Source organism: Nonomuraea sp. NPDC049158, from assembly GCF_040648335.1.
Lineage (GTDB): Bacteria > Actinomycetota > Actinomycetes > Streptosporangiales > Streptosporangiaceae > Nonomuraea.
The window spans coordinates 347,866-370,470 of sequence record NZ_JBEZDM010000006.1 but is presented as its reverse complement, the minus strand read 5'-3'; the positions used below and the strand labels follow the sequence as shown (position 1 = coordinate 370,470).

Here is a 22,605-nt window from a genome sequence, read left to right as displayed (position 1 = left end):
TACGATGTACGGCGTACGGAGTTTATCGAGGGCGAGGAGTGGCGTTGCAGACGTCCCGTATCCAGATCATCGGCGCGCGCGAGAACAATCTCCGCGACATCTCCCTGAGCATCCCGAAGGGGCAGATCACCGTCTTCACCGGCGTATCCGGGTCCGGGAAGTCGTCCATCGTGTTCGACACCCTCGCCGCCGAGGCGCAGCGTCAGCTCAACGAGACCTTCACCGCCTTCGCCCGCAACAGGCTGCCGAAGTACGGGCAGCCGGACGTCGACGTGATCGAGAACCTGTCCGCCGCGATCGTGGTCGACCAGAAGCGGCTCGGGGGCGGCTCGCGCTCGACCGTCGGCACGATCAGTGACATCTACTCGCTGCTGAGACTGCTGTTCTCGCGGGTCGGCAAGCCGTTCGTCGGCTACTCCAACGCCTTCTCCTTCAACGACCCTCAGGGCATGTGCCCTGAATGCGAGGGCCTGGGCAGGACGGTCGCGCTCGACCTCGACGTCTTCCTGGACAGGTCCCGGTCGCTGAACGAAGGTGCCCTCCTGCACCCGCACTTCGCCGTCGGCACCTGGTACTGGAAGATCTACGCCAGCTCCGGCCTGTTCGACAACGACAAGAGGCTGGCCGACTACGACGAGCGGGAATGGGCGACGCTGCTGCACGGCGCCCAGACCAAGGTGCCGCTGGAGTGGCAGGGCGGCACGATCAACTCCAGCTACGAGGGCCTGGTGGCGCGGTTCACCCGCCTGTACATCAAGAAGGACGTCGCCGAGATGTCCGAGGCCAACCGCCGGCTCTTCCAGGAGTACGTCACGACGGCCACCTGCCCGCTGTGCGCGGGCGCCCGGCTCAACCAGGACGTGCTCGGTTGCGAGATCGACGGCTTCAACATCGCCCGGCTCGCCGCGATGGAGGCCACCGAGCTCGTGGAGGTGCTGGCCGGATTCACCGACCCGGTGGGCGCTCCCGTGGTGGCGAGCCTGATCGACCGGGTGCGCGACCTCGTCACGATCGGCCTCGGCTACCTCAGTCTCGACCGCGAGACCGCCACGCTCTCGGGCGGCGAGTCACAGCGCGTCAAGATGGTGCGGCACCTCAGCAGCAGCCTCACGGACATGATGTACGTCTTCGACGAGCCGAGCGTCGGGCTGCACGCGCGCGACGTCGAACGGCTCAACACGCTGCTGCGCAAGCTACGTGACAAGGGCAACACGGTCATCGTCGTCGAGCACGACCCCGAGGTGATCGGGATCGCCGACCACGTCGTGGACATCGGCCCCGGAGCCGGGACGCACGGCGGGCAGGTGGTGTACGAGGGCAGCGCGGCGGCGCTGCCCGAGGCCGGCACCTTGACCGCCCGGTACATGAAGCGGCGACTACCCCTGAAGACCGACTACCGACCCCCCACGGGAGCGATGACGATCGCCGGCGCGAGCACGCACAACCTGAAGAACGTCACCGTCGACATCCCCGCCGGCGTGCTGACCGTCGTGACGGGAGTCGCGGGATCCGGCAAGAGCACGCTGGTCAACGACGTGTTCCTGAGCCGGCACCCCGAGGCGGTGGTCATCGACCAGTCGGCCGTCAGCGTCTCGCGCCGCTCCAACCCCGCCACGTACACCGGGATGCTGGACGAGATCCGGCGGCTGTTCGCGCGGGCCGGCTCGGTGAGCGCCTCGCTGTTCAGCCCGAACTCCAAGGGCGCCTGTTCCGCCTGCCAGGGGCTCGGTGTCATCTACACGGACCTGGCGTTCATGGACGGGCTGAAGTCCACGTGCGAGGACTGCCAGGGGCGGCGCTTCCGGCCGGAGGTGCTGGAGCACAAGCTCGACGGGAAGTCGATCAGCGACGTACTGGAGATGACGGCGGCAGAGGCGTACGCGTTCTTCCCGCAGCCGAAGCTCAGGCGGGTGCTGCGGGCGGTCAACGACGTCGGGCTCGACTACCTCACGCTCGGCCAGCCGCTCAGCACGCTGTCGGGCGGCGAGTGCCAGCGCATCAAGCTGGCCACTGAACTGCACAAGAGCGGCACCGTGTACGTCCTGGACGAACCGACCACCGGGCTTCACATGTCGGACGTGAAGCGGCTGCTCGACATCATGGACCGGCTCGTCGACGCCGGGAACTCGGTCGTCGTCATCGAGCACAACCTGGACGTGGTCAAGAACGCCGACTGGGTCATCGACCTCGGGCCCGAGGGCGGCGGGCAGGGTGGCCAGGTGCTTTTCGAGGGCACGCCGCGTGATCTGCTGGCGGCGACCGGCTCCTACACCGCCGAGTTCCTCCGCCGCGACCTGGCCTCCTAAGGCGCCCCGGCCGGAGGAGGCTCGCTTCTACCGAGACAGCAGGGAGAGCCGGTGTGCGGCCGCCGCTGCCTCGCCGCGGGTGGTCACGCCCAGTTTGGCCAGGATGTTGGACACGTGCACGCTGACGGTCTTGGCCGAGATGAACAGCTCGGCGGCGATGTCCCGGTTCGTACGGCCCAGCGCCACCAGCCGGAGCACCTCCGTCTCGCGCGGCGTCAGCAACTCGGGGACGGTCGCCTGCTGCTGGACGACGCCGACGCGCCGGGATAGCGCGTCGATCTCGTCGATCAGCGGCGTTGCCCGCAGCGCGGCGGCCAGCGGCGCGGCCACGGCGAGCCGGGTCGCCGTGCCCTCCCTGTCGCCCGACCGCGCCACCGCGGTGGCCGCTCTGACGAGGGCCTTGGCCTGGTTGTGCGGGCGCTTGAGTCGCTCCCAGGCGGCCGCCGCCGCGTCGAAGTCGCGCGAGTAGGTCAGTTTGTACGCCTCCGCCACCGGCCCGCTGACCTTGAGGCTCGCGGCGACCTTGGCGGCCTGCTCGCGCACCGCGCGGACCCGGTCGGGCTCGGCGTCCTCGGCGGTGTCGCAGACCAGGGTGAGCAGGGACAGCCGCCGCCAGCCCAGCATGGCCTTGGGGGACTGCGACGACAACGACAGGATGTGCTCGGTCATGGCCAGCGCGGCCAGCGACTCGCCCTTGAACAGGTGCCAGCCGATGCGCAGCCGGGTGCTGTTGGTGATGTCCTGAAGGAACTCCTCGGACCGCTCCTTGAGCACGCCCAGCTCCGCCAGGATGCCTTCGACGACCGCGAGTTCGCCCCTGGCCAGCGCGATGTCGGCGCGTACGCGGAGCAGGTGGTTGTAGGTGCGCAGCACGGGACCGAAGCGGAGCGCCTCCCCGATGGTGTCCAGGGCCTCGTCCCAGCGGCCGATGGCCTCCAGCGCCTCGGCCCTGTTGAGCAGGATGAACAGCCCGTTGACCCGCATCCGGCCGTACTGCTTGGCCAGCTGCCAGCCCTCGTCGGCCAGCGCGAGGGCCTCCTCGGAGCGACCCAGATCGCTCAGCGCGTCGATGTTGTTGCCGATCGCCCGCGCGATGAGCCGTCCCGAGCTCTCCTGACGGCCCATTTCCAGCGCGCGCAGGTTGGTGGCCAGCGTCGCCTCCGTGTCACCGTCGATCGAGTGGCCGAGCGCCAGGTTCAGCAGGAGGTCTCCTTCGAGGCACTTGTCGCCGAGGTCCCTGCTCAGGCGCAGACCTTCCTCGATGAGCCGGGTGCCCTCCTTGACGTCGCCGCGGAGCATCAGGTGCTGGCTCATCGGCATGATGACGCTCGCGCGGGCCAGGTTCGGCTCGGGCACCAGGCGCAGCGCGTGCTGGAAGTCGTCGAGGACGCCCGACTTGCCCTTGTAGATCTTGAGATTGGCCCAGCGCACGATCAGCGTGGCGACCCGGGCCGGCTCCTGGGTCTCGTCGAGCTGCGCCAGGGCCGCCTTGACGAACTTGATGCCCCGGTCGAGCTCGCCGCCCGCGAGGGCGGCCTCGCTAGCCCGTTCGAGCACCGCCGTGTGGTCGGCGCCGATGCGCTCGGCCGCGTCCGGGACCCGGTCCCACAGCATGAGTACGCGTTCGAGCAGCGGGATCGCCTCGGTGTACGCGAAGGCCCCGAACGACTTCCGGGCCGCCTCCCAGGCCGAGATCAGCGCCCAGAGGTCGTTGCGCGCGCCGTACCAGTGGTGGGCCAGCTCCACGGCGGCCCGGCCCGGTGGCACCAGCTTGCGGTCGCGGGAGATCTCCTCGGCGTAGCGCGAGTGCAGCCGCTGGTGCTCGCCGGGCAGCAGCTCGTCGTGTACGGCCTCGCGGATGAGGGAGTGCCTGAAGACGTAGGCGCGGTTGTCGGCGATCTGCAGCACGTTCCCGGCGATGGCCGACCGCAGCGCGGCCTCCAGCTCCAGGTCGGACAGGCCGCTGACCGCGGCGAGCAGGGCGTGGCCGACCCTGATGCCGCCCGCGGCGGCGATACGCAGCACGCGCTGGGTCTCCTCGGGCAGCCGCTCGACCGAGCCGAGTATCAGGTCCTGCATCGACTCGGGGAACGCGCAGTCCTCGCCGCAGTCCAGCAGGGCCTCGACGAACAGCGGGATGCCCTCGCTGCGCTCGTAGACCTTCTCCACCTTGGGGTAGTCGGGGTCGATGCCGAGGATCCCGGCCATCTGCAGGGCGACCTCGTCCCTGGACAGGCGGGGCAGGTCGAGCCTGAGCACGCTGCTGACCCGGCCCAGCTCGGCGAGCACCGGCCGGAGCGGATGCTGCCGGTGCAGATCGTCGGAGCGGTAGGTCATGACGATCAATATCTGCGCGGTGCCGAGATTGCGGCTGAGGAAGGCGATCAAGTCGCGGCTGGACCGGTCGGCCCAGTGGATGTCCTCGATGAGCAGGATCGTCGGCCGGTTGCCGGCCAGCCGTTGGAGGAGTGTCAGGAACTGCTCGAACAGGCGGGCCCGCCCCGTGTCGGTCTCGCCGTCGCCGCTGGGCTCGCCGAACTCGGGGAGCAGCCGGGCCAGGTCGCGTTCGGCGCCGCCCGGCAGCAGCGCGGCGATCTGGGTGGTGCCCTGCTCTCTGACCAGCTGCCTCAGGGCAGCCGTGAACGGCGCGTAGGCCAGGCCCTCCGTGGAGAGCTCGACGCACCCGCCGTACAGCACATGAGCGCCGCTCCGCGCCGCCTGCTCGGCGAAGCGCTGCACCAGCCGGGTCTTGCCGACTCCCGCCTCACCGCCGACCAGCACGGCTGTCGCGGCGCCCTTCCGGGCCTCGTCGAAGGCTTGAGAGAGAGTCGTGAGCTCCTCTTCCCGCCCCACGAAGACGGGACTTACCGAACGTCCCAGCATGTCGTCCAGCATGTCATGCCTCACCAGTCGCTTTCGACGCATTTAGCGGCAGTTGCCGCGCGGCTTGGCCGCTGGTGCGGTGGCCGCGATGGGTTCTCCGGGGTTCGTCACGAGACCGTCTCGATTCGGATGCCGCCTTCGGAGGTGCGGTCCTAGGGAGGGACGGTGGCCCGGCCGCGAGGGAGGTCGCGGCCGGGCGCTTGTGGGGCGGTCATGAGGAGCGGCGCTTGCCGAACAGCGAGCGGCGCTCGGACTTGTTGCCCTCCAGTGCCTCGCGTACCTGACGGTGTCGCGCGGCGGCCTGGCGCAGCTCGTTGACGTGGCTCTTCATGATCTGGTATTCGATCTCGGGACTCATGATGGTGTGTCTCCTTCTTGTGTCTTGCTGACACTCTTAAGGTTCGGGCTAAGGCCCCACCCGCCACATCGGGCGGATGCCCTATCTCCCGGGAAACTCCAGGCCAGGCAGTACCTAGGAGGGGCGCCTATGCCGCCTTAGAGATCCGGTTTGGAGGTAGCCCACCTGGTCGGCGATCCTGTGGAGGTGTCAACTGTGACTACCTCGCTCGCCGACGTCGGCTTGTCCGGCGCGACGCTGCGAGCATTCCTGCACGGCCTGCCCGGTGTCGACCGGGTCGGCGCGGACCAGCGAGCGGCGATGCTCGGCACCCGCTCCATCAAGACCAGCGCCAAGGCCATGGCGATCGACCTGGCCATCTCGATGGTCGACCTCACCACGCTCGAGGGCGCGGACACGCACGGGAAGGTCCGTGCGATGTGCACCAAGGCGACGCACCCCGGCGAGGGAGCGCCCCGGGTGGCGGCCGTCTGCGTCTATCCCGACCTGGTGGCCGTGGCCGCCGGCGCGCTGCGCGGCTCGGGGGTGAAGGTCGCCTCCGTGGCGACCGCCTTCCCGAGCGGGCGTACCTCGCTGGAGGTCAAGGTGAGCGACACCGCGCTCGCCGTCGCCGCCGGCGCCGACGAGATCGACATGGTGATCGACCGCGGCGCGTTCCTGTCCGGCGACTACCTCAAGGTGTACGAGGAGATCGTCGCGGTGAAGGCCGCCTGCGGCTCCGCCCACCTGAAGGTGATCCTCGAGACCGGCGAGCTGTCGACCTACGACAACGTACGGCGGGCCTCCTGGCTGGCGATGCTGGCCGGCGCCGACTTCATCAAGACCTCCACCGGGAAGGTGGCCCCGGCCGCCACGCCGCCGGTGACGATGATCATGCTGGAGGCGGTCCGCGACTTCCGCGACCAGACGGGCCGGCAGGTCGGCGTGAAGCCGGCCGGCGGCATCCGCACCACCAAGGACGCCATCAAGAACCTCGTGCTGGTCAACGAGACGGCGGGCGAGGACTGGCTGTCGCCCGACTGGTTCAGGCTGGGCGCCTCGTCGCTGCTGAACGACCTGCTGATGCAGCGCCAGAAGCTCACGACCGGCCGTTACGCGGGCCCCGACTACTTCACCTTGGACTGATGATGGCGAGCTTCGCATACGCACCGGCGCCCGAGTCGCGCGACATCGTCGATCTGAAGCCGTCGTACGGGCTGTTCATCAACGGCGAGTTCGCGGACGGCTCCGGCTCCGCCTTCAAGACGATCAACCCGGCGACGGAGGAGAAGCTGGCGGAGGTCGCCACGGCCTCCTCCGACGACGTCGACCGGGCCGTACAGGCCGCGCGCAAGGCCTTCGGGGTCTGGAGCGCGATGCCGGGCACCGAACGGGCCAAATACCTGTTCAGGATCGCCCGCATCATCCAGGAACGCGCCCGCGAACTGGCCGTGCTGGAGTCGCTCGACAACGGCAAGCCCATCCGCGAGTCGCGCGACGTGGACCTGCCGCTCGTCGCCGCGCACTTCTTCTACTACGCCGGCTGGGCCGACAAGCTGGAGTACGCCGGGTTCGGCGCGGACCCCCGGCCGCTCGGCGTCGCCGGGCAGGTCATCCCGTGGAACTTCCCCCTGCTCATGCTGGCCTGGAAGATCGCCCCGGCGCTGGCCTGCGGCAACACGGTGGTGCTGAAGCCGGCCGAGACCACGCCGCTGACGGCGCTGCTGTTCGCGGAGATCTGCCAGCAGGCCGACCTGCCGCCCGGTGTCGTCAACATCGTCACGGGAGCGGGTGAGACCGGCGCCGCCGTGGTCGCCCACCCCGACGTGAACAAGGTGGCCTTCACCGGCTCCACCGAGGTCGGCCGGATCATCGCCCGGACCGTCGCGGGCACCGGCAAGAAGCTCACGCTGGAGCTGGGCGGCAAGGCCGCGAACATCGTCTTCGACGACGCCGCGCTCGACCAGGCCGTGGAGGGCGTGGTCAACGGCATCTTCTTCAACCAGGGGCACGTGTGCTGCGCGGGCTCCCGGCTGCTGGTGCAGGAGTCGATCCAGGACGAGCTGCTGACGGCGCTCAAGCGGCGCCTCGGCACGCTGCGGCTGGGCGACCCGCTCGACAAGAACACCGACATCGGCGCGATCAACTCGGCCGAGCAGCTGGCGAAGATCCGCTCGCTCAGCGACCTCGGCGAGCAGGAGGGGGCCGAGCGCTGGTCGCCCGCCTGCGACCTGCCCGACAAGGGCTTCTGGTTCCCGCCGACCGTCTTCACCGGCGTGGCACAGTCGCACCGCATCGCCCGGGAGGAGGTCTTCGGCCCGGTGCTGTCGGTGCTGACGTTCCGCACCCCGGCCGAGGCCGTGGAGAAGGCCAACAACACGCCGTACGGGCTGTCGGCCGGGATCTGGACGGAGAAGGGCTCGCGCATCCTGTGGATGGCCGACAAGCTCAGGGCCGGAGTGGTCTGGGCCAACACGTTCAACCGGTTCGACCCGGCCGCGCCGTTCGGCGGGTACAAGGAGTCCGGATACGGCCGAGAGGGCGGGCTGCTCGGGTTGGAGGCCTACCTTGATGTGTGAGCACCGCCGTTCCCGCCGGGGTAGACGGCGGGCGCAGGCCACGCGCGGCCACGCCTTCGCCCGCGCCGGAAGGCCCGTACGCACCGGCTGGTACGCCCACCGCTGCGGGGTGAGCCGGTGCGGCCAGGTCTTCGTGCCGGTCGAGATGTCGGAGGAGACCATGCGGAGGGGGCGCGGCGATGAGTAGGTTGGCCGTTCGCAAGACGTACAAGCTGTACATCGGCGGGGCGTTCCCGCGCTCCGAGAGCGGGAGGTCCTACGCCGTGACCTCGCCCAAGGGCGACTTCCTCGCCAACGCCTCGCGGGCCTCCCGCAAGGACGTCCGTGACGCCGTGGTGGCGGCGCGCAAGGCGTTCCCCGGCTGGTCGGGCGCCACGGCCTACAACCGGGGCCAGATCCTCTACCGGATCGCCGAGATGCTGGAGGGCCGCCGCGCGCAGTTCGCCGAGGAGCTGGGCGGCGGCAAGAAGGCGGCGCTGGAGGCCGTGGACGCCACGGTCGACCGGCTGGTCTGGTACGCGGGCTGGTCGGACAAGATCGCCTCCGTGCACGGCACGGCCAACCCGGTCGCCGGCCCGTACTTCAACCTCTCCTCGCCGGAGCCCACGGGCGTCGTCGGCGTCGTCGCGCCCGAGGACCCGCTGGTGGGGCTGATCTCGGTGATCGCGCCGGCGATCGTGACGGGCAACACGTGCGTCGTGATCGCCTCCGAGCGGACGCCACTGCCGTCCATCACCCTGGCGGAGGTGCTGGCCACCTCGGACCTGCCGGGCGGCGTCGTCAATGTCCTCACGGGTCATCAGAAGGAGCTCGCGCCCTGGCTGGCGGCCCACATGGACGTCAACGGGCTGGACCTGACCGGCGTGTCCGACGCCGAGCTGGCGCTGACCTGCGAGCAGGCGGCGGCGGAGAACCTCAAGCGGGTCCTGCGCCCGTCACCGGAGGAGGACTGGCGGGCGGCGCCGGCCCTCACCCGCATGACGCGTTTCCTGGAGACGAAGACGGTCTGGCACCCGATGGGGGTCTGACCGTCAGGCGGGTGGGATGTTGGCGTTGAGCGCCGTCACGCCGGTGGGATGTTGGCGTTGAGCCGGAACAGGTTGCCGGCATCCCACACGGCCTTCAGCGCGGCGAGCCGCCGGTAGTCCTCCGGGTCGTAGGCCAGACGGACCTGGGCGGGCGCGGTGTTCTCGCCGTACAGGAAGTTGAGGCCGCGGCCTCCGGTGTCCCACGGCGACAGGGCCTCGCGGACGCCGTCGTGGAGCGGGCGCACCTCGCCGGGGTCACCGCCCGGCGCGAGCCGGGACAGGACGCCGACCTGATACTGGGCGTCGCGGTTGACCACGGGCCCGAGGCCCGGCTTGTCCAGCGCGCCACCCAGATGCCTGATCTCCAGGATGAGGCGCTCCGTCTCCAGCAGCGCGTCCACGGCCCGCGCGGGCAGCTCGCGCAGCAGCGAGTGGGTGGCGTAGTAGGCCATCGGCTCGGCCGGGTCGTTGTGGATGCTGCCCGACTCGGTGTACGGCAGCTCCTTCACCGAGTCCACGAGCCGGGGCCCGATCGCGCGCAGCGGCTCCAGCAGGCGCTCGCCCTCCTCCGGGCCGCCCGTGTACGCGATCCGCACGTGGCCGACGCGGCGGCCGCGGAACACCTCGGGCACCTGCGGGGCGTCCGGGAACGGGATCACCGCGATGGACGAGGTCATCTCCTCGGGCAGGTCCCGTGTCCACTCCGCCCAGCGCCGCACCACGTCGGTGGCGAGATCGAAGAACAGGCCGCCCCCGTACAGGGCGGTCACCGGGACCAGCCCGATCTCCAGCGCCGTGACCACGCCGAAGTTGCCGCGCCCGCCGAGCAGCGCCCAGAACAGGTCCGGCTCCGTCGCGGCCGTCACCTCCCTGAGTACGCCATCGGCGGTGACCACCTCGACGGCGCGCACCTGGTCGACGGCGTAGCCATAGCGGCGGGCCATGAGCCCGAGCCCGCCGCCGAGCGTGTAGGACACGGCGCCGACGGACGGGGCCGAGCCGGACAGCGGGGCCAGCCCGTGGCGGGCCCCCTCCTCGATGACCCGCGCCCAGCGCACGCCCGCCTCGATCCTGGCCGTCGCGGTCTCGGGATCCACCCGTACGCCGGTCATCCTGCGGGTGCTGATGAGCAGGCCACCCTCGGCCGCCATCGGCATGCCGTGCCCGGTGGCCTGCACGGCCACCGGTAGCCCGTTCGCCGCCGCCATGGCCACGGCCGCGCGTACGTCGGCGGCGTCCGTCGCACCGACGATCACGTCCGGCCGGTGCCGGGCGAGGGCCTGGAAACCGGCCCGCTCGTCGTCATATCCCTCATCACCCGGTCGGAACACCGGGCCCTTCAGCATGTCCATGCGCTTCAGCCTGTGTCCGGCCCATCCAGAAGTCAAAGAGATGGATTGTCTGGCTGCTAGCATGATTTGTTATGGAGCTCCGACAGCTTGAGTACTTCGTGGCCGTGACGGAGGAGGCGGGCTTCACCCGGGCCGCGGCCCGGCTCCACGTGGCCCAGCCCGGGGTGAGCGCGCAGATCCGGCAGCTGGAGCGGGAGCTGGGCCAGCCGCTGTTCGACCGCTCGGCGCGGCAGGTGCGTCTCACCGAGGTGGGGGAGGCCGTGCTGCCGTACGCGCGGGCCGCGCTCGCGGCGGTCGCCGGCGCCCGGCTGGTCGTCGACGAGATGACCGGGCTGCTGCGCGGGCACGTCGTGATGGGCACCGTCTCGGCGCCCTCCGTGCTCGACCTGCCGGGGCTGCTGGCCGACTTTCATGATCGGTATCCGTCCGTGGAGATCTCGCTGCAGGAGTCCGATCCGGAGAGCCTGATCGAGGCGGTGCGGGTGGGGCGGATGGACCTTGGCCTCATCGGCATCGGATCGAGCGTGCCGCCGGGGCTCGACGCGCAGGTGGTGATCGACCAGGCTTTGGTGGCCGCCGTCGGGCTCACCCACGAGCCCGCCGTAGGGGTCGCTCACGACTTGGTGGGGAAGCCCGCGATCACGCTGCGGGAGTTGGCAGACCGGGCGCTGATCTGCCTGCCGCGCGGCACCGGCCTGCGGGCCGCGCTCGACGAGGCGTGCGCCGCCGCCGGGTTCACGCCGCATGTCGCCTTCGAGGCCAGCGAGCCGTACGTGCTGGGGCAGCTCGCCGCCAAAGGGCTCGGCCTGGCCGTACTGCCCGAGTCGGCGGTCACCGTCGCGAAGGACGACCTGCACGTACTGGAGATCACCGAGCCGCGGCTGCGCGGCCGGATGGCGCTCATCTGGCGGGCCACGGGGCCGTCGGGGCCCGCCGCGCGGGCGTTCATCGACCACGCCCGCCACCGACTGCCCGACTTCAGCTGAATCGACCGTGTTCGCAGGGTCGGTTCGTCCGCCGGGGTCAGCTTGAGTAGCCGCGCGGCCGGACCGGCGGGTGCGCTGCCGACAGCTGGGCGGCCAGGCCGAGGAGTTGCGGCTCGCCGCCGGGTGGGGCGATGAGCTGGACGCCGATCGGCAGGCCGCTGGAGTGGGTGGCGATGGGAACGGTGAGCGCGGGCCAGCCGCACATGTTCCAGGCGCCGGTGGCGGGCGCGTACCTGACGTTGGCCAGCAGGTTGCGCGAGAGCCCGCGCTCGCCCCAGCGGTCGGCCTTCGGCGGAATCCGGGCCAGTGTCGGCGTGATCAGCACGTCGGCGTCACCGAACCACTGATCGGCGCCGTAGCCGTGCCAGCGGGCGCGGCCCCGCTCGCCGTCCAGCCTGAGCGCGTGGAGCACCCGGCCCGCGCGGGCCAGCGCACGGGTGCGCGGCTCCAGGCGCCTGCGGTCGAGGCCGGCGGCCGCCCCGGAGGCGCGGGTCAGCCAGGTGGCGATCGTGGCGGGGCCGAGGGCGGACGGCAGGCGCGGGCCGTGCTCGACGACCGTGTGCCCGGCGATCCTGAGGGTCTCGGCCGCCGCGCGTACCGCCGCCTGGAACTCCCGGTCCATCGGCAGGCCCACCGGCAGCGGCTGCGGGGCGTAGGCCACGCGCAGGTCGAAGGGCTCCGGGGTGTCTTGCGGTGGCCGGGGCGCCCAGACCTCGTCGTCGTCATCCGCCCAGACCGAGCGGAGCATGCGCGGCCGCGGCTCGATCCGCTCGCCGCCGCGCCAGGACTCGGCCAGACCCTCGTCGGCGGCCAGGACGGAGAGCATCAGCGCCAGGTCGGCTACGTTCCTGGCCAGCGGGCCGTTCTCGGTGAGGCCGCCCCAGGTCTCCGTCGGCGGTGGTACGAGGCCCGTACCCGGCTTGATGGCGTACACCCCGCAGCATGCCCCGGGTATGCGCAGCGAGCCCATCCCGTCGTTGCCCAGCGCTACCGGCACCATCCCGGCCGCCACCGCCGCGGCGCTGCCCGCCGACGAGCCGCCGGCCGTACGGGCCAGGTTCCAGGGGTTGCGCACGGTGCCAAAGGCGCTGTCGCCGAAGGCGACCAGGCCCAGCTCGGGCAGGTTCGTCAGGCCGACGACCACCGCGCCGGCCGCGCGCAGCCGGGCGACCGTCTCGTGGTCCTTGGGCGCGGGAGTGTCCGCCGTCGCGGCGGATCCGCCGCGGGTGGCCTCGCCCGCGACCTCCAGGTTGTCCTTCACCGCGACGGGCACGCCCGCCAGCGGCAGTTCCGCCAGGTCGCGGCGCTTCTGCACGGCCCGCGCCTCATCCACGGCCCGCTCCCTGACCAGCCGGAACGCCCCCACCCCTGGATCGCGCTCGGCGATCGCGTGGAGGTGTTCCTCGACGACGGCCGCGGCCGTGACCTCACCCTGACGTACGGCCGTCGCGATCTCGATGGCGGACCTGCCTGTCCACAACATGCTTAAAGTGTGCGGCTTTTCACCCTTCGTTGCGAGGCTCCCGGCCGGCCTGCTTCAGCGCGAGCCGCAACGCGAACTCGATCTGCGCGTTGACGCTGCGCAGATCGTCGGCCGCCCACTTGGCGAGGGCGTCGTAGACGGCCGGATCGAGGCGCAGCAGGAGCTTCTTGCGCTCAGGCATAGAGGCTGCCGGTGTTCACCACCGGCTGGATCGCCCGGTCGCCGCACAGGACGACCAGAAGGTTGGAGACCATCTGCGCCTTACGCTCCTCATCCAGCTCCACCACCTGCTCGGCGGCCAGCCTATCGAGCGCGAGCTGGACCATGCCCACAGCGCCTTCGACGATTCGGGTGCGCGCCGCCACGACCTGTGCTGCCTGCTGGCGGACCAGCATGGCCTGGGCGATCTCGGGAGCGTAGGCGAGGTGCGTGATGCGCGCCTCCAGCACCTCGATCCCGGCCAGCTCGGTGCGCTCGCGCAGCTCGGCGGTGAGCTCGGCGGCCACCTCCGTGCCGTCGCGCAGGCTGGTGCGGCCGGGTTCGTGCGAGTCGTAGGGGTGCGTGGTGGCCAGGTGGCGTACGGCCGCCTCCGACTGGATCTCGACGTAGTCCTCATAGTCGTCCACCGAGAACTTGGCCTTGGCCGCGTCGTCCACCTTGTAGACGACCACCGCGGCGATCTCGACCGGGTTGCCGTCGGCGTCGTTGACCTTGAGCTTGGCCGTCTCGAAGTTGCGGACCCGCAGCGTGATCGTGGTCTTGTTGGTGAACGGCAGCACCCACTGTAAGCCCGCGTCCTCGACCGTGCCGATGTAGCGGCCGAAGAACTGCACCACCTTCGCCTCGTTCGGGTTGACCACGGTGAACCCGCTGGCGACCAGCGCGAAGAGGACGATCCACCCGATGCCCAGAACCTCCGGCGAGCCGATGGCCGCCACGGCGGCGAGCACCAGCAGCACGAGGAGGACCAGGAAACCGTTCAGGCGGAAAGCGTATCGTTGCATCCCGACTCCTTGCTATCGAAGTGATATCACAATGATAGCGCGTCTAGGCTTGGGCCGCGTGAACGGACCATCCCTGGCCACCGGCCAGCGCTCTCTGGGCGACCCCTCGATCACGTATCCGCTGTGGCCGCCGCTGACCCGCGGCTGCCCCAAGACGAGCACCGCGTCATTGGCCTATCCGGTCGAGGTCGACTACGACTACGCCCGGGTCAGCGCGACCCTGTTCGAACAGGAGCCGGGCCCCGACCTCGCGCGCTGGTCACCGCTGCTGCCGCCACTGCACGCGCCCACGCTGGGCGAGGGCGGCACGCCGCTGATCCCGCTGGAAGGCGTGTACGTCAAGGACGAGTCGCGCAACCCCACCTGGTCGCACAAGGACCGGCTCAACCGGGTCGCGGTCAGCGCGGCCGTGGGCGCGGGGGCGCCCGGCGTGGTGGTGGCCTCGTCGGGCAACCACGGCGCCTCGGCCGCCGCGTACGCCGCTCGCGCCGGCCTGCCCGCCATCGTGCTCGCCTCGGCCGACGCGCCGCCCGCCGTCCATTCGCTGGTCCGCGCGTACGGGGCCAAGGTGCTCGCCGTGCCGGTCGAGGCGCGCTGGCCGCTGATGCGCGAGATCGTGGACCGGCTCGGCTACCACCCGGTCAGCAACCTGACCGTCACCCACACCGGGCACCCGTTCGGGACCGAGGGCTATAAGACGATCGCGTACGAGCTGTTCCTGCAGCTCGGCGGGGTACCGGCGGCGGTGTTCGCGCCGACGGGCTACGCGGAGCTGCTGTACGGGGTCTGGAAGGGGTTCACCGAGCTGCGCCGGCTCGGGCTGACGGGCACGACACCCCGCATGTTCTCCTGCGAGCCCGCCGCGGGCGGCCCTCACGCGCGGGCCGTCGCCACGGGAGCGCCGGCCGCGATCGTCTCGCTCGGGCACACCGACGCGTACGGCATCGGCGGCTCGGTGGGCGGGCATCGGGGCGTACGGGCGGTGCGCGACAGTGACGGCGAGGCGCTGCTGGTGACTGACGAGGAGATGCGTTCGGCCCAGCGGGCGCTGGCCAGGCAGGGGCTGTGGCAGGAGCTCTCGGGAGCCGCCGGGCTGGCCGCCTACCGCAAGCTGGGGCGGGACTTCGACGGGCCGGTGGTCTGTGTCGCCACGTCCAGCGGGTTCAAGGATGTGGGGGTGGGGTCGGAGAGGGTCGAGGTACTGACGAACCCGACCATGGACGACGTGCGGTGAGGTCGTCTGTGCATGCGGTGAGGTCGTCCATGGCCTGGCGATGTGCGCTGAGGTCCGCTGTGGCGCCGCCGGGTCGGGGCGGCGCGTCCGGGGTCACGCCTTCAGCCACACCCGGAGCGGGCCGATCGGGGTGAAGCCGTGCCGGGACGCGGGGGCCGGGTCGGTCTCGTAGCCGACCAGTGGGCGGCCGGGGAACAGCTCGGCCGCCAGGGCCACCGTGCCCGACCAGGCGGCGTTCAGGTCGCAGCCCAAGGCGAACACGTTCGAGACGCCCACGACACTGCCGCTCGCGTTGAGCGCGGACCCGCACACGATGTCGCCGCCGATCCGGCCCGCCAGCACGGTGACCTCGCCCAGCAGCGGCGGCCGGAACAGATCTGTGTCATCCGCCGGAAAACAGGCGCGCTCCCAGTCGCGGAGCGTGCCCGCGTCGCGGACCGCCTCCCAAGCGATGACGTCCCCGGTTGCCGCCGGGGAGATGGTCACGCCGGTCGCCGTGGGCGTGATGGCCTCGCCGGTCGTCGTGGGGGCCGGGCGGTGGATCCACTCGGCCTCGAACAGCAGGTCCCACCCGGGCGGCAGCTGGAGCACGGCGAAGCTGTCCTTCACCGAGGCGCTCCGCTTGCCCTCGACCCCGGCCAGCAGGTCGGCCCACGTCCCCTCCGGGGAGAGGGTGACGGCATCGGGATAGTAAGTCGGGGTGACGCCGGGGTTGGTCCAGCTCAGCGCGCTGAACGTGCCGGGGGACCCGTGCGAGCGGCACACCGCGTCGCACCACTCGGCGTTGTTGCGCGCCGCCTCAAGCAGCCGGTCATCGGTCATCGCGGCTCCCGTTCGGTCGCGGGGGTCATCTCGGGTTCGCGCGGCGGGTGGGGGCCGCCGTGAGCGGGTCCTCCGGCCAGGGGTGACGGGGGTAGCGGCCGCGTAGCTCCGCGCGGACCGCACGGTAGCCCTCGCGCCAGAACGACGCAAGGTCCGCGGTGACCGCCACCGGGCGTCCGGCGGGGGAGAGCAGGTGTACGAGGAGCGGCACGCCCGCGATCTTCGGCGTCTCCGTCCAGCCGAACAGCTCCTGCAGCTTGACCGCCAGCACCGGTTGCCCGCCCGAATAGTCCACACGGACGCGAGAACCGCTGGGCACCGCGAAGCGCTCGGGCGCCACCTCGTCCAGCCGCCGGCTCCACGGGATCAGCCGTTTCAGGGCGGTGGCCACGTCGATGCGCTCCAGGTCGGCTCGGCGACGGGCGCGGGACAGCTCGGGCTCCAGCCAGCGTTCGGCGATCTCCGCCAGGTCGTCCATCGGGAGCCACGGGTCGCCCAGCTCGCGATGGCAGAACGCCAGACGGTCCCTGAGCGCGGTGGCCTCCTTGGTCCAGGTCAGTACGTCCTCGGTGCGCAGGCCGTACAGGATGGCCTCGCGTACGTCGGCGTTCTTGAGCGGGGTGGCGGAGAGCTCGATCGCGCCGAGCCGCTCGACGACTCGGGCGGACACGTCGCCGCGGCGCTCGCCCGGCGGGGTCCGCCACGCGATCTCCTCCTCAGCGGTCACCGGGAACGCCAGCCTGGCGGTCTCCTCGTCGATCACCACGGCCTGCCGGATCCGGGCGGAGGCCGAGCCGGTGGGACGGTCGGCCACCGCCACGGCCAGCCACTTCGCCTCGCCGAGCCGCGACCCCTCGGCCAACTGCGCCTGGGTGCCGGACGCCATCAGGTATCCGCCACCCCGCCGCCGCGCCACCCGCTCGGGAAACGCCAACGCCACGGCCAGCCCGGCCAGGGCGTCGTCGGTCAGCTCCCGCCCGTCCGGTGGTGCGGCCTGTCGGCCTGGGGGTGGGGTGCGCCGGTCCGCGGGTGGGGTGCTTCTTGTGAGGCGGCGGACCTCCTGGCGCCAGCGGGCGGTGAAGCCGTCGCGGCCGTGGCGGGCCGAGCGCCAGATCTCCACGAGGTCGTCACCCGCGTCGCGGGGGAGCTGGTCGGACAGGAGCGCCACCACCTCGGCGGCGCGCGGCCCGAGGTCGAGGAGCGCTCTGGCCAGGCGCGGGTGCACGCCGACCAGTGCCATCCGCCGTCCTCGCGCGGTCACCCGCCACATCACCTGGTCGGTGTCGTCGTCCGGCGCGTACGAGGGCGTCGCGGTGCCAGGGGTCGGTTCCAGGGCGCCCAGGGTGTGGAGGGTGCGGGTGGCGGCGGTCATCGCGGCGGGTGGTGGCGGATCGAGCAAGGCGAGGCCTGAGGCGTCCGGGTCGCCCCAGCAGGCGGCCTGGAGTGCGAAGCCCGTGAGGTCAGCCAGGGCGATCTCCGGCCGTGCGTGGTCGGCGAGCCGCTCGTGCTCCGCCGACGTCCAGCACCGGTACACCGTGCCGGGAGCCTCCCGCCCGGCCCGGCCGGCGCGCTGGTCGGCCGACGCCTTCGAGACCCGTACGGTGGTGAGCGAGCCGAGTCCCCGGGCGTGGTCGGTGCGCGGCTCCCTGGCCAGGCCCGAGTCCACCACCACCCGCACTCCCGGCACGGTCAGGCTCGACTCCGCCACCGACGTGGCCAGCACCACCCGGCGCGTCGATCCGGGCGACAGCACCGCGTCCTGGACCCGCGCCGGCGCCTGCCCATGCACCTGAAGCACCTCGACACCGTCCGAGAGCCCGCCGCCGAGCAGGGCGGCCACCCTGGCGATCTCGCCCGTGCCGGGCAGGAAGCACAGGATGTCGCCCTCCCGTTCCGCCAGCGCCTGCCGTACGACCTGAGCCACATGCGAGAGCAGTGCGGGATCGACCCGGAGGCCGTGTGGTGGGGCGATCGGGCGTGCCGGGGGCGTCCACACGATCTCGACGGGGTGTGTCGCCCCCGACGCGTGCACGATCGGCGCGTCGCCGAGCAGGCGGGACCAGGGGACGGCGTCCGCGGTGGCCGAGGCGGCGAGGAGGCGCAGGTCGGGGCGGAGCGTGTCCCGTACGTCGAGCAGGAAAGCGAGCGCGGTGTCGGCGTCGAGGTGGCGTTCGTGGCATTCGTCGAGCATCACCACGTCCACGCCAGAAAGCTCCTGGTCGCGCTGGAGCCGCTGCAGGAGTACGCCGGTGGTGACGACCTCCACCATTGGGTTCGCGCCGGTGTGCCGTTCGCCGCGGATCGTGTAGCTGACGCCCATCCGCTTGGCCGCGGCGCGTACGGCCAGTCGCCGCGGCTCCGCCACCAGCACCCGTAGCCCGGCCGATGCCAGGGCGAGTGGGACGACGGTGGTCTTGCCCGTGCCGGGCGGCGAGGTCAGGACGGCCGACCCGGCGCGGTCGAGCACGTCGAGCAGCTCGGGCAGGACGTGCCGGATGGGCGGTCCGTCAGCCGGGGACGCTGGCCGCCCGTCAGTCTGGGGTAGCGGGCGGCCGTCAGACGCGGGCCGCCTCTCAGACCGGGACATGGGCCGCCAAAAGGATCGCGTCGAGCAGGCCGGGGAAGCGGGCGTCGAGGCCGTCGCGCCGCAGGCTGATGTACTTCAGCCGCCCCTCCTGCCTTGACATGATCACTCCGGCCTCGCGCAGCGTCCGGTAGTGGTGTGAGGCCGTCGACTTGTGGACGCCTAGGTCGTCGCACGCCTCGGTGCACGTTATCTCGCCGCGCACGGCGAGCCGGACGGCGATCTCCATGCGTATGGGATCGGACAGCGCCCGCAACACCTCGGTGAGCTGGATGTCGGCAGTGGCCGGATGTGGGAGCAGGCGCATGGTCCGACCTTACCTCCGTCGCATTGTTTGACAACAATCCAACTATGGGTCACTTTGATGAGCATCAAACTGAAGGAGACTCAGTGAGCAGTCGGCTCTATCCTCTCGCGCTCGGGAATTTCGCCGTCGGCACCGGTATGTTCGTCACCGCTGGGCTGCTGACCCCCATCTCACAGGATCTGGACGTCTCGTTATCGGCGGCCGGTCAGCTGATGACCGTGTTCGCGCTGGCCTACGCGTTGCTGTCGCCGGTGCTCGCCGCCCTGACCGCGCGGCTGTCGCGCCGGCGGGTGCTGCTGATCGCGCTGGCCGTGTTCGTGGCGGGCAACACGTTGACCGCGCTGGCGCCCACGTACCCGCTGGTGATGGTCACCCGCGTCATCGCCGCGGCGGGTGCGGCGATGTTCACGCCGACCGCCTCCGGCGTCGCCAACGCGCTGAGCTCGCCCGAACGCCGTGGCCGCGCGCTCGCGCTGGTGATGGGCGGCCTGAGCGTCTCGTCGGCGATCGGCGTGCCGCTGGGTACCTGGCTCGGGTCCGCGTCGAGCTGGCGGAGCACGATCTGGCTCGTGGTCGCGCTCGGTGTGCTCGGCTTCGTCGGGGTGGCCGCCGTGGTGCCCGATGTCATGATCGAGGCCACCGGACGGCTGGCCGACCGGTTCGCCCCGCTGGCCGACCGGCGGGTGGTGGCGGTGCTGACGACGCAGCTGCTGATGTTCGCCGCCGGGTTCGCCGCCTACACCTATATCGGCTCGCTGTTCGATCTGCCGCTGCCCGCCATCCTGTGGGCGTGGGGGATCGGCGGGGTCGTGGGCAACCAGGTCGGCGGGCGGTTCACCGACACGTACGGGCCGCGGCGGATGGTGCTGATCGGCATGGCGGCCTCGACGGTGTTCCTGGCGCTCATCCCGGTCGCGAACCTCGCCCTGCCCGTCGCCCTGGTGTGGGCGCTCTGCTGGGGCGCGCTCGGGTGGCTGGTCGCGCCGGCGCAGCAGTACCGGACCGTCGCCGCCGTGCCGCACAACGTGCCGATCGGTCTGGGGCTGCTGTCCTCGGCGCAGTACGTCGGGCTGTTCGTGGCGGGCATCGCCGGCGGCCTGGCGCTAGACGGGTACGGCAGGGCGGGCGTGATCGTGCTGGCCACCGGGCTCGCGCTGGTGGCCCTGCTGTTCACGCTGGTGACCTACCGGCCGGAGACGGTCAGCTCGTCGAGCGAGAGCGTGCCGGTCAGATAGCGCTGTACGTTGGGCGCCACCAGGGCCGCCACCCGGTCCACGGGCAGCGAGGCCAGCGGATCGACCTTGAGCACGTAGCGGAACATGGCCATGCCGACCAGCTGTGACGCGGCGAGCAGCGCGCGGATCTCGGCGTGGTCGCCGGGCAGCCGCTCGGCGAGCGGCCCGAGCAGATCCACCCGCGTGAGGTTCGTCACCAGGTCGGCCGCGGCCGGTGTGGCGGCGGCCGCCTGCAGGATGGCGATCAGCCGCGGGCCGTGCGCGGGATGCTCCCAGAGCGACAGATACCTGGTCACCAGCCGCTCGCCTATGTGCTCCGGGTCGCCGTGGAGGGCCTCGGCCATCAGCCTGACCGGCATGCTGTGCTCGATCGCCGCGCGGAACAGCCCCTCCTTGCTCCCGAAGAAGTGCATCACCAGCGCCGGATCGACGCCCGCCGCGCGGGCCACGGCCCTGATCGTGGTCTGCCCGTAGCCCTGCGCGGTGAAGGAGGCGACCGCGGCCTCCAGGATCGATGCCCTGGTCGGGGGGCTTCCCGGGCGCCTTCCGCGTTCTTCGGCCATGGGCCCATTCAACTACGGAATTCACCTATGTAGAATTCCACGGCGATGAATTCAACAGTGATGAAGTCAACAGACAGTGAAGCCACATGAGGAAGATCATCGGCGTGCTCGTCGGGGTCTCGTTGCTCGGCATGCTCTTCACCGGGTCGTTCCTCGGGTCGTTCTTCGAGCCGGAGCCGCACGGCGTGCCGGTCGCGGTGGTCGGGCCGGACACGCTGGTGAACCAGCTCTCGGGGACTATGGAGTACAAGAAGCCGGGCGCCTTCGACCTGCGGGAATACACCTCCGTCGAGGTCGCCCGCGAGGCCCTGCTGGGTCGGGAGGTGGACGCGATCCTGGTCCCGCGGGAGGGCAGGCTCGTGGTGGCCAGTGCGGGCGGGCGCGCGGGCGCCGCCGCGATCACCGGGGCCTTCCAAGCCGCCGAGCGGACACAGGGCCGGGCGCTGCGGGTGGAGGACGCGGTGCCGCTCGCCACCGGTGACGTGGGCGGCACCTCCGGCATGTTCTACGTGCTCAGCCTGGTGCTGCCCGGCCTCGCGATGGCCCTGCTGCTCACGCGGGTCGCGCCCGGCCACGGCCTGGCTCGGCGGGTGGGGGTGCTGGTGGCGGGCGCCCTGGTGGCGGCCTCGGTCAATGCCTGGCTCGCGGACGTGGTGCTCGGCGCCCTGCCCGGCCGATACGGCTGGCTGGTCGTGGTGTCGGCGGGGATCGTGCTGACCATTGGGCTGGTCGTCTCGGGCCTGCTCAAGGCCATCGGCATCGGGGGGATGGTGCTGGCGGCGCTGCTGTTCATCCCGATCGGGCTGCCGGCCAGCGGAGGCCCGATCGGGGCGCGGTTCATTCCCGAGTGGTACGCCGCGATCGGCCGGTTCCTGCCAGTGGAACCGGGGGGCGAGGCGGTGCGCAACACCGTCTACTTCGACGGGGCCGCGCTGGGGACGCCGCTCGTGGTGCTGGCGGCCTGGGCGCTGCTCGGAGTGGTCCTCCTGGCGCTGCCCGGCCGCCGTACGAGCTCTCACCAGGCGGCTCATCGCATACGCCGGTGACGCGCTGAAAGCGGCTCAGCCCTGGGCGGGGATCCAGCCGATGGTGACCGCGAGGATGACGAACAGCCCGAGCAGGATGCGATAGATGACGAACCCGGTGAAGCGGTGGTTGCTGATGTACTTCAGGAACCAGGCCACCGCCGCATAGCCGACGATGAACGAGATGACCGTCGCCACGATGGTCGGCCCCCAGGCGGGTGCCTGTCCCTCGCCGATCTGGGCGACCTCCAGCAGGCCCGACGACAGGACCGCGGGGATGGCCAGCAGGAAGGAGTATTTGGCGGCGTCCTCGCGCCGATAGTCGAGCAGCAGGCCCGCCGTGATCGTGCCACCGGAGCGGGAGACGCCGGGGATCAGCGCCAGAGCCTGCGCGAAGCCATAGACGATGGCGTGCGTGAAGCTCAGGTGCTTCTCCAGCGTGAGCCTGTTGCGGGCGGTGTGGTCGGCGAACCAGAGGATGATGCCGAAGACGATCAGCGTGGTGCCCACCAGGCGCAGGTCGCGGAAGACCGTCTCGATCTGGTCCTTGAACACCAGGCCCAGGATGCCGATGGGCAGGGATCCGACGATCACGTACCAGCCCATGCGGGCCGCGTAGTGGCTGCGTAGCTCGGGCGTCCACAGGGCGCGGGTCCAGGTGGAGATGATCTCCCAGATCTCTTTCCTGAAGTAGATCAGCACGGCCGTTTCGGTGCCGAGCTGGATCACCGCCGTGAACGCGGCCCCCGGATCCTGCCAGCCGAAGAAGGCGGAGACCACGCGGATATGCGCGCTGGAAGAGATCGGCAGGAACTCCGTGAGGCCCTGAATCAGCCCCAGCACCACCGCTTCGAACCAGCCGATCACGGCTACACCT

20 protein-coding genes are annotated in these 22,605 nt (G+C 71.3%); 9 read left to right on the top strand and 11 right to left on the bottom strand.

The features are described from left to right. Window positions 1–44 precede the first annotated feature (44 nt). Window positions 45–2,306, top strand: coding sequence for an excinuclease ABC subunit UvrA (locus tag AB0B61_RS17025; protein ID WP_358432334.1), 2,262 nt, complete (start codon window positions 45–47; stop codon window positions 2,304–2,306). A 27-nt stretch (window positions 2,307–2,333) separates the two neighbouring features. Here AB0B61_RS17025 and AB0B61_RS17020 read toward each other — a convergent pair whose 3' ends face one another. Continuing rightward, on the bottom strand, window positions 2,334–5,189 hold the full coding sequence (locus AB0B61_RS17020) for an AAA family ATPase (protein ID WP_358432332.1): 2,856 nt from the start codon (window positions 5,187–5,189) through the stop codon (window positions 2,334–2,336). A 211-nt stretch (window positions 5,190–5,400) separates the two neighbouring features. Next, window positions 5,401–5,547, bottom strand: a complete 147-nt coding sequence (locus AB0B61_RS17015; protein ID WP_357649218.1) for a hypothetical protein — start codon at window positions 5,545–5,547, stop codon at window positions 5,401–5,403. 195 nt (window positions 5,548–5,742) lie between these two features. On the opposite strand from AB0B61_RS17015, the gene deoC reads away from it, so the two are divergent. Genes deoC through AB0B61_RS16995 form a run of 4 tightly spaced genes read left to right on the top strand, consistent with a single transcriptional unit; the run spans window position 5,743 to window position 9,133 of the window. Next, window positions 5,743–6,672, top strand: a complete 930-nt coding sequence (gene deoC, locus AB0B61_RS17010; RefSeq protein ID WP_358432425.1) for a deoxyribose-phosphate aldolase — start codon at window positions 5,743–5,745, stop codon at window positions 6,670–6,672. A 2-nt stretch (window positions 6,673–6,674) separates the two neighbouring features. Beyond that, window positions 6,675–8,105 carry an aldehyde dehydrogenase family protein gene (locus AB0B61_RS17005; RefSeq protein WP_358432330.1) on the top strand — a complete coding sequence of 477 codons (1,431 nt, stop codon included), beginning with the start codon at window positions 6,675–6,677 and terminating at the stop codon, window positions 8,103–8,105. Next, the gene (locus AB0B61_RS17000) at window positions 8,098–8,292 is read left to right on the top strand and encodes a hypothetical protein (protein WP_358432328.1); all 195 of its coding nucleotides are present in this window, start codon (window positions 8,098–8,100) and stop codon (window positions 8,290–8,292) included. Before AB0B61_RS17005 ends, AB0B61_RS17000 begins: the two co-directional genes overlap by 8 nt. Continuing rightward, window positions 8,285–9,133 carry an aldehyde dehydrogenase family protein gene (locus AB0B61_RS16995; protein ID WP_358432326.1) on the top strand — a complete coding sequence of 283 codons (849 nt, stop codon included), beginning with the start codon at window positions 8,285–8,287 and terminating at the stop codon, window positions 9,131–9,133. The genes AB0B61_RS17000 and AB0B61_RS16995 overlap by 8 nt, the downstream gene beginning before the upstream one ends. 35 nt (window positions 9,134–9,168) lie before the next feature. Here AB0B61_RS16995 and AB0B61_RS16990 read toward each other — a convergent pair whose 3' ends face one another. After that, complete coding sequence (locus tag AB0B61_RS16990) at window positions 9,169–10,485, bottom strand: FAD-binding oxidoreductase (protein ID WP_358432324.1); 1,317 nt, start codon at window positions 10,483–10,485, stop codon at window positions 9,169–9,171. A gap of 71 nt (window positions 10,486–10,556) precedes the next feature. Here AB0B61_RS16990 and AB0B61_RS16985 point away from each other — a divergent pair, with 71 nt between their 5' ends. Continuing rightward, entirely contained in the window at window positions 10,557–11,471 is a 915-nt protein-coding gene (locus AB0B61_RS16985; RefSeq protein WP_358432322.1) for a LysR substrate-binding domain-containing protein, read from the top strand. A 37-nt stretch (window positions 11,472–11,508) separates the two neighbouring features. Here AB0B61_RS16985 and AB0B61_RS16980 read toward each other — a convergent pair whose 3' ends face one another. The 3 genes from AB0B61_RS16980 to AB0B61_RS16970 are packed head-to-tail and all read right to left on the bottom strand — an operon-like array spanning window position 11,509 to window position 13,958. After that, complete coding sequence (locus tag AB0B61_RS16980; RefSeq protein ID WP_358432320.1) at window positions 11,509–12,954, bottom strand: amidase; 1,446 nt, start codon at window positions 12,952–12,954, stop codon at window positions 11,509–11,511. Window positions 12,955–12,973: 19 nt separating this feature from the next. After that, window positions 12,974–13,135, bottom strand: coding sequence for a hypothetical protein (locus AB0B61_RS16975; RefSeq protein WP_225294533.1), 162 nt, complete (start codon window positions 13,133–13,135; stop codon window positions 12,974–12,976). Further along, window positions 13,128–13,958: an SPFH domain-containing protein gene (locus tag AB0B61_RS16970; RefSeq protein ID WP_358432317.1), complete on the bottom strand. Its 831-nt coding sequence runs from the start codon at window positions 13,956–13,958 to the stop codon at window positions 13,128–13,130. The genes AB0B61_RS16975 and AB0B61_RS16970 overlap by 8 nt, the downstream gene beginning before the upstream one ends. A 58-nt stretch (window positions 13,959–14,016) precedes the next feature. On the opposite strand from AB0B61_RS16970, the gene AB0B61_RS16965 reads away from it, so the two are divergent. Continuing rightward, window positions 14,017–15,192, top strand: a complete 1,176-nt coding sequence (locus tag AB0B61_RS16965; protein WP_358432315.1) for a pyridoxal-phosphate dependent enzyme — start codon at window positions 14,017–14,019, stop codon at window positions 15,190–15,192. A gap of 93 nt (window positions 15,193–15,285) precedes the next feature. On the opposite strand, the gene AB0B61_RS16960 is transcribed toward AB0B61_RS16965, so the two are convergent. The 3 genes from AB0B61_RS16960 to AB0B61_RS16950 are packed head-to-tail and all read right to left on the bottom strand — an operon-like array spanning window position 15,286 to window position 18,905. Further along, complete coding sequence (locus tag AB0B61_RS16960) at window positions 15,286–16,014, bottom strand: hypothetical protein (RefSeq protein WP_358432313.1); 729 nt, start codon at window positions 16,012–16,014, stop codon at window positions 15,286–15,288. A 25-nt stretch (window positions 16,015–16,039) separates the two neighbouring features. After that, window positions 16,040–18,601: an ATP-dependent helicase HrpB gene (gene hrpB / locus AB0B61_RS16955; RefSeq protein WP_358432311.1), complete on the bottom strand. Its 2,562-nt coding sequence runs from the start codon at window positions 18,599–18,601 to the stop codon at window positions 16,040–16,042. Next, window positions 18,588–18,905: a metalloregulator ArsR/SmtB family transcription factor gene (locus AB0B61_RS16950; protein WP_358432309.1), complete on the bottom strand. Its 318-nt coding sequence runs from the start codon at window positions 18,903–18,905 to the stop codon at window positions 18,588–18,590. Before AB0B61_RS16950 ends, hrpB begins: the two co-directional genes overlap by 14 nt. An 83-nt stretch (window positions 18,906–18,988) precedes the next feature. Between AB0B61_RS16950 and AB0B61_RS16945 the strand changes: the two genes are divergently transcribed. Next, the gene (locus AB0B61_RS16945) at window positions 18,989–20,140 is read left to right on the top strand and encodes an MFS transporter (RefSeq protein ID WP_358432307.1); all 1,152 of its coding nucleotides are present in this window, start codon (window positions 18,989–18,991) and stop codon (window positions 20,138–20,140) included. On the opposite strand, the gene AB0B61_RS16940 is transcribed toward AB0B61_RS16945, so the two are convergent. Continuing rightward, on the bottom strand, window positions 20,089–20,703 hold the full coding sequence (locus tag AB0B61_RS16940; RefSeq protein WP_358432305.1) for a TetR family transcriptional regulator: 615 nt from the start codon (window positions 20,701–20,703) through the stop codon (window positions 20,089–20,091). The genes AB0B61_RS16945 and AB0B61_RS16940 overlap by 52 nt on opposite strands. A gap of 86 nt (window positions 20,704–20,789) precedes the next feature. Here AB0B61_RS16940 and AB0B61_RS16935 point away from each other — a divergent pair, with 86 nt between their 5' ends. Next, a complete protein-coding gene (locus tag AB0B61_RS16935) occupies window positions 20,790–21,749 on the top strand; it encodes a hypothetical protein (protein ID WP_358432303.1) in 960 nt (319 codons plus the stop codon). A 15-nt stretch (window positions 21,750–21,764) separates the two neighbouring features. On the opposite strand, the gene AB0B61_RS16930 is transcribed toward AB0B61_RS16935, so the two are convergent. Next, entirely contained in the window at window positions 21,765–22,595 is an 831-nt protein-coding gene (locus tag AB0B61_RS16930) for an undecaprenyl-diphosphate phosphatase (RefSeq protein WP_358432301.1), read from the bottom strand. Window positions 22,596–22,605: the final 10 nt, after the last annotated feature.

What these genes read in the sequence shown, in the direction of transcription:
- AB0B61_RS17020 (WP_358432332.1), bottom strand. Translation starts at nt 5,189, where the DNA reads ATGCTGGGACGTTCGGTAAGTCCCGTCTTCGTGGGGCGGGAAGAGGAG.
- AB0B61_RS17015 (WP_357649218.1), bottom strand. Translation starts at nt 5,547, where the DNA reads ATGAGTCCCGAGATCGAATACCAGATCATGAAGAGCCACGTCAACGAG.
- AB0B61_RS17005 (WP_358432330.1), top strand. Translation starts at nt 6,675, where the DNA reads ATGGCGAGCTTCGCATACGCACCGGCGCCCGAGTCGCGCGACATCGTC.
- AB0B61_RS17000 (WP_358432328.1), top strand. Translation starts at nt 8,098, where the DNA reads ATGTGTGAGCACCGCCGTTCCCGCCGGGGTAGACGGCGGGCGCAGGCC.
- AB0B61_RS16995 (WP_358432326.1), top strand. Translation starts at nt 8,285, where the DNA reads ATGAGTAGGTTGGCCGTTCGCAAGACGTACAAGCTGTACATCGGCGGG.
- AB0B61_RS16990 (WP_358432324.1), bottom strand. Translation starts at nt 10,485, where the DNA reads ATGGACATGCTGAAGGGCCCGGTGTTCCGACCGGGTGATGAGGGATAT.
- AB0B61_RS16985 (WP_358432322.1), top strand. Translation starts at nt 10,557, where the DNA reads ATGGAGCTCCGACAGCTTGAGTACTTCGTGGCCGTGACGGAGGAGGCG.
- AB0B61_RS16980 (WP_358432320.1), bottom strand. Translation starts at nt 12,954, where the DNA reads ATGTTGTGGACAGGCAGGTCCGCCATCGAGATCGCGACGGCCGTACGT.
- AB0B61_RS16975 (WP_225294533.1), bottom strand. Translation starts at nt 13,135, where the DNA reads ATGCCTGAGCGCAAGAAGCTCCTGCTGCGCCTCGATCCGGCCGTCTAC.
- AB0B61_RS16970 (WP_358432317.1), bottom strand. Translation starts at nt 13,958, where the DNA reads ATGCAACGATACGCTTTCCGCCTGAACGGTTTCCTGGTCCTCCTCGTG.
- AB0B61_RS16960 (WP_358432313.1), bottom strand. Translation starts at nt 16,014, where the DNA reads ATGACCGATGACCGGCTGCTTGAGGCGGCGCGCAACAACGCCGAGTGG.
- hrpB (WP_358432311.1), bottom strand. Translation starts at nt 18,601, where the DNA reads ATGTCCCGGTCTGAGAGGCGGCCCGCGTCTGACGGCCGCCCGCTACCC.
- AB0B61_RS16950 (WP_358432309.1), bottom strand. Translation starts at nt 18,905, where the DNA reads ATGCGCCTGCTCCCACATCCGGCCACTGCCGACATCCAGCTCACCGAG.
- AB0B61_RS16940 (WP_358432305.1), bottom strand. Translation starts at nt 20,703, where the DNA reads ATGGCCGAAGAACGCGGAAGGCGCCCGGGAAGCCCCCCGACCAGGGCA.
- AB0B61_RS16935 (WP_358432303.1), top strand. Translation starts at nt 20,790, where the DNA reads ATGAGGAAGATCATCGGCGTGCTCGTCGGGGTCTCGTTGCTCGGCATG.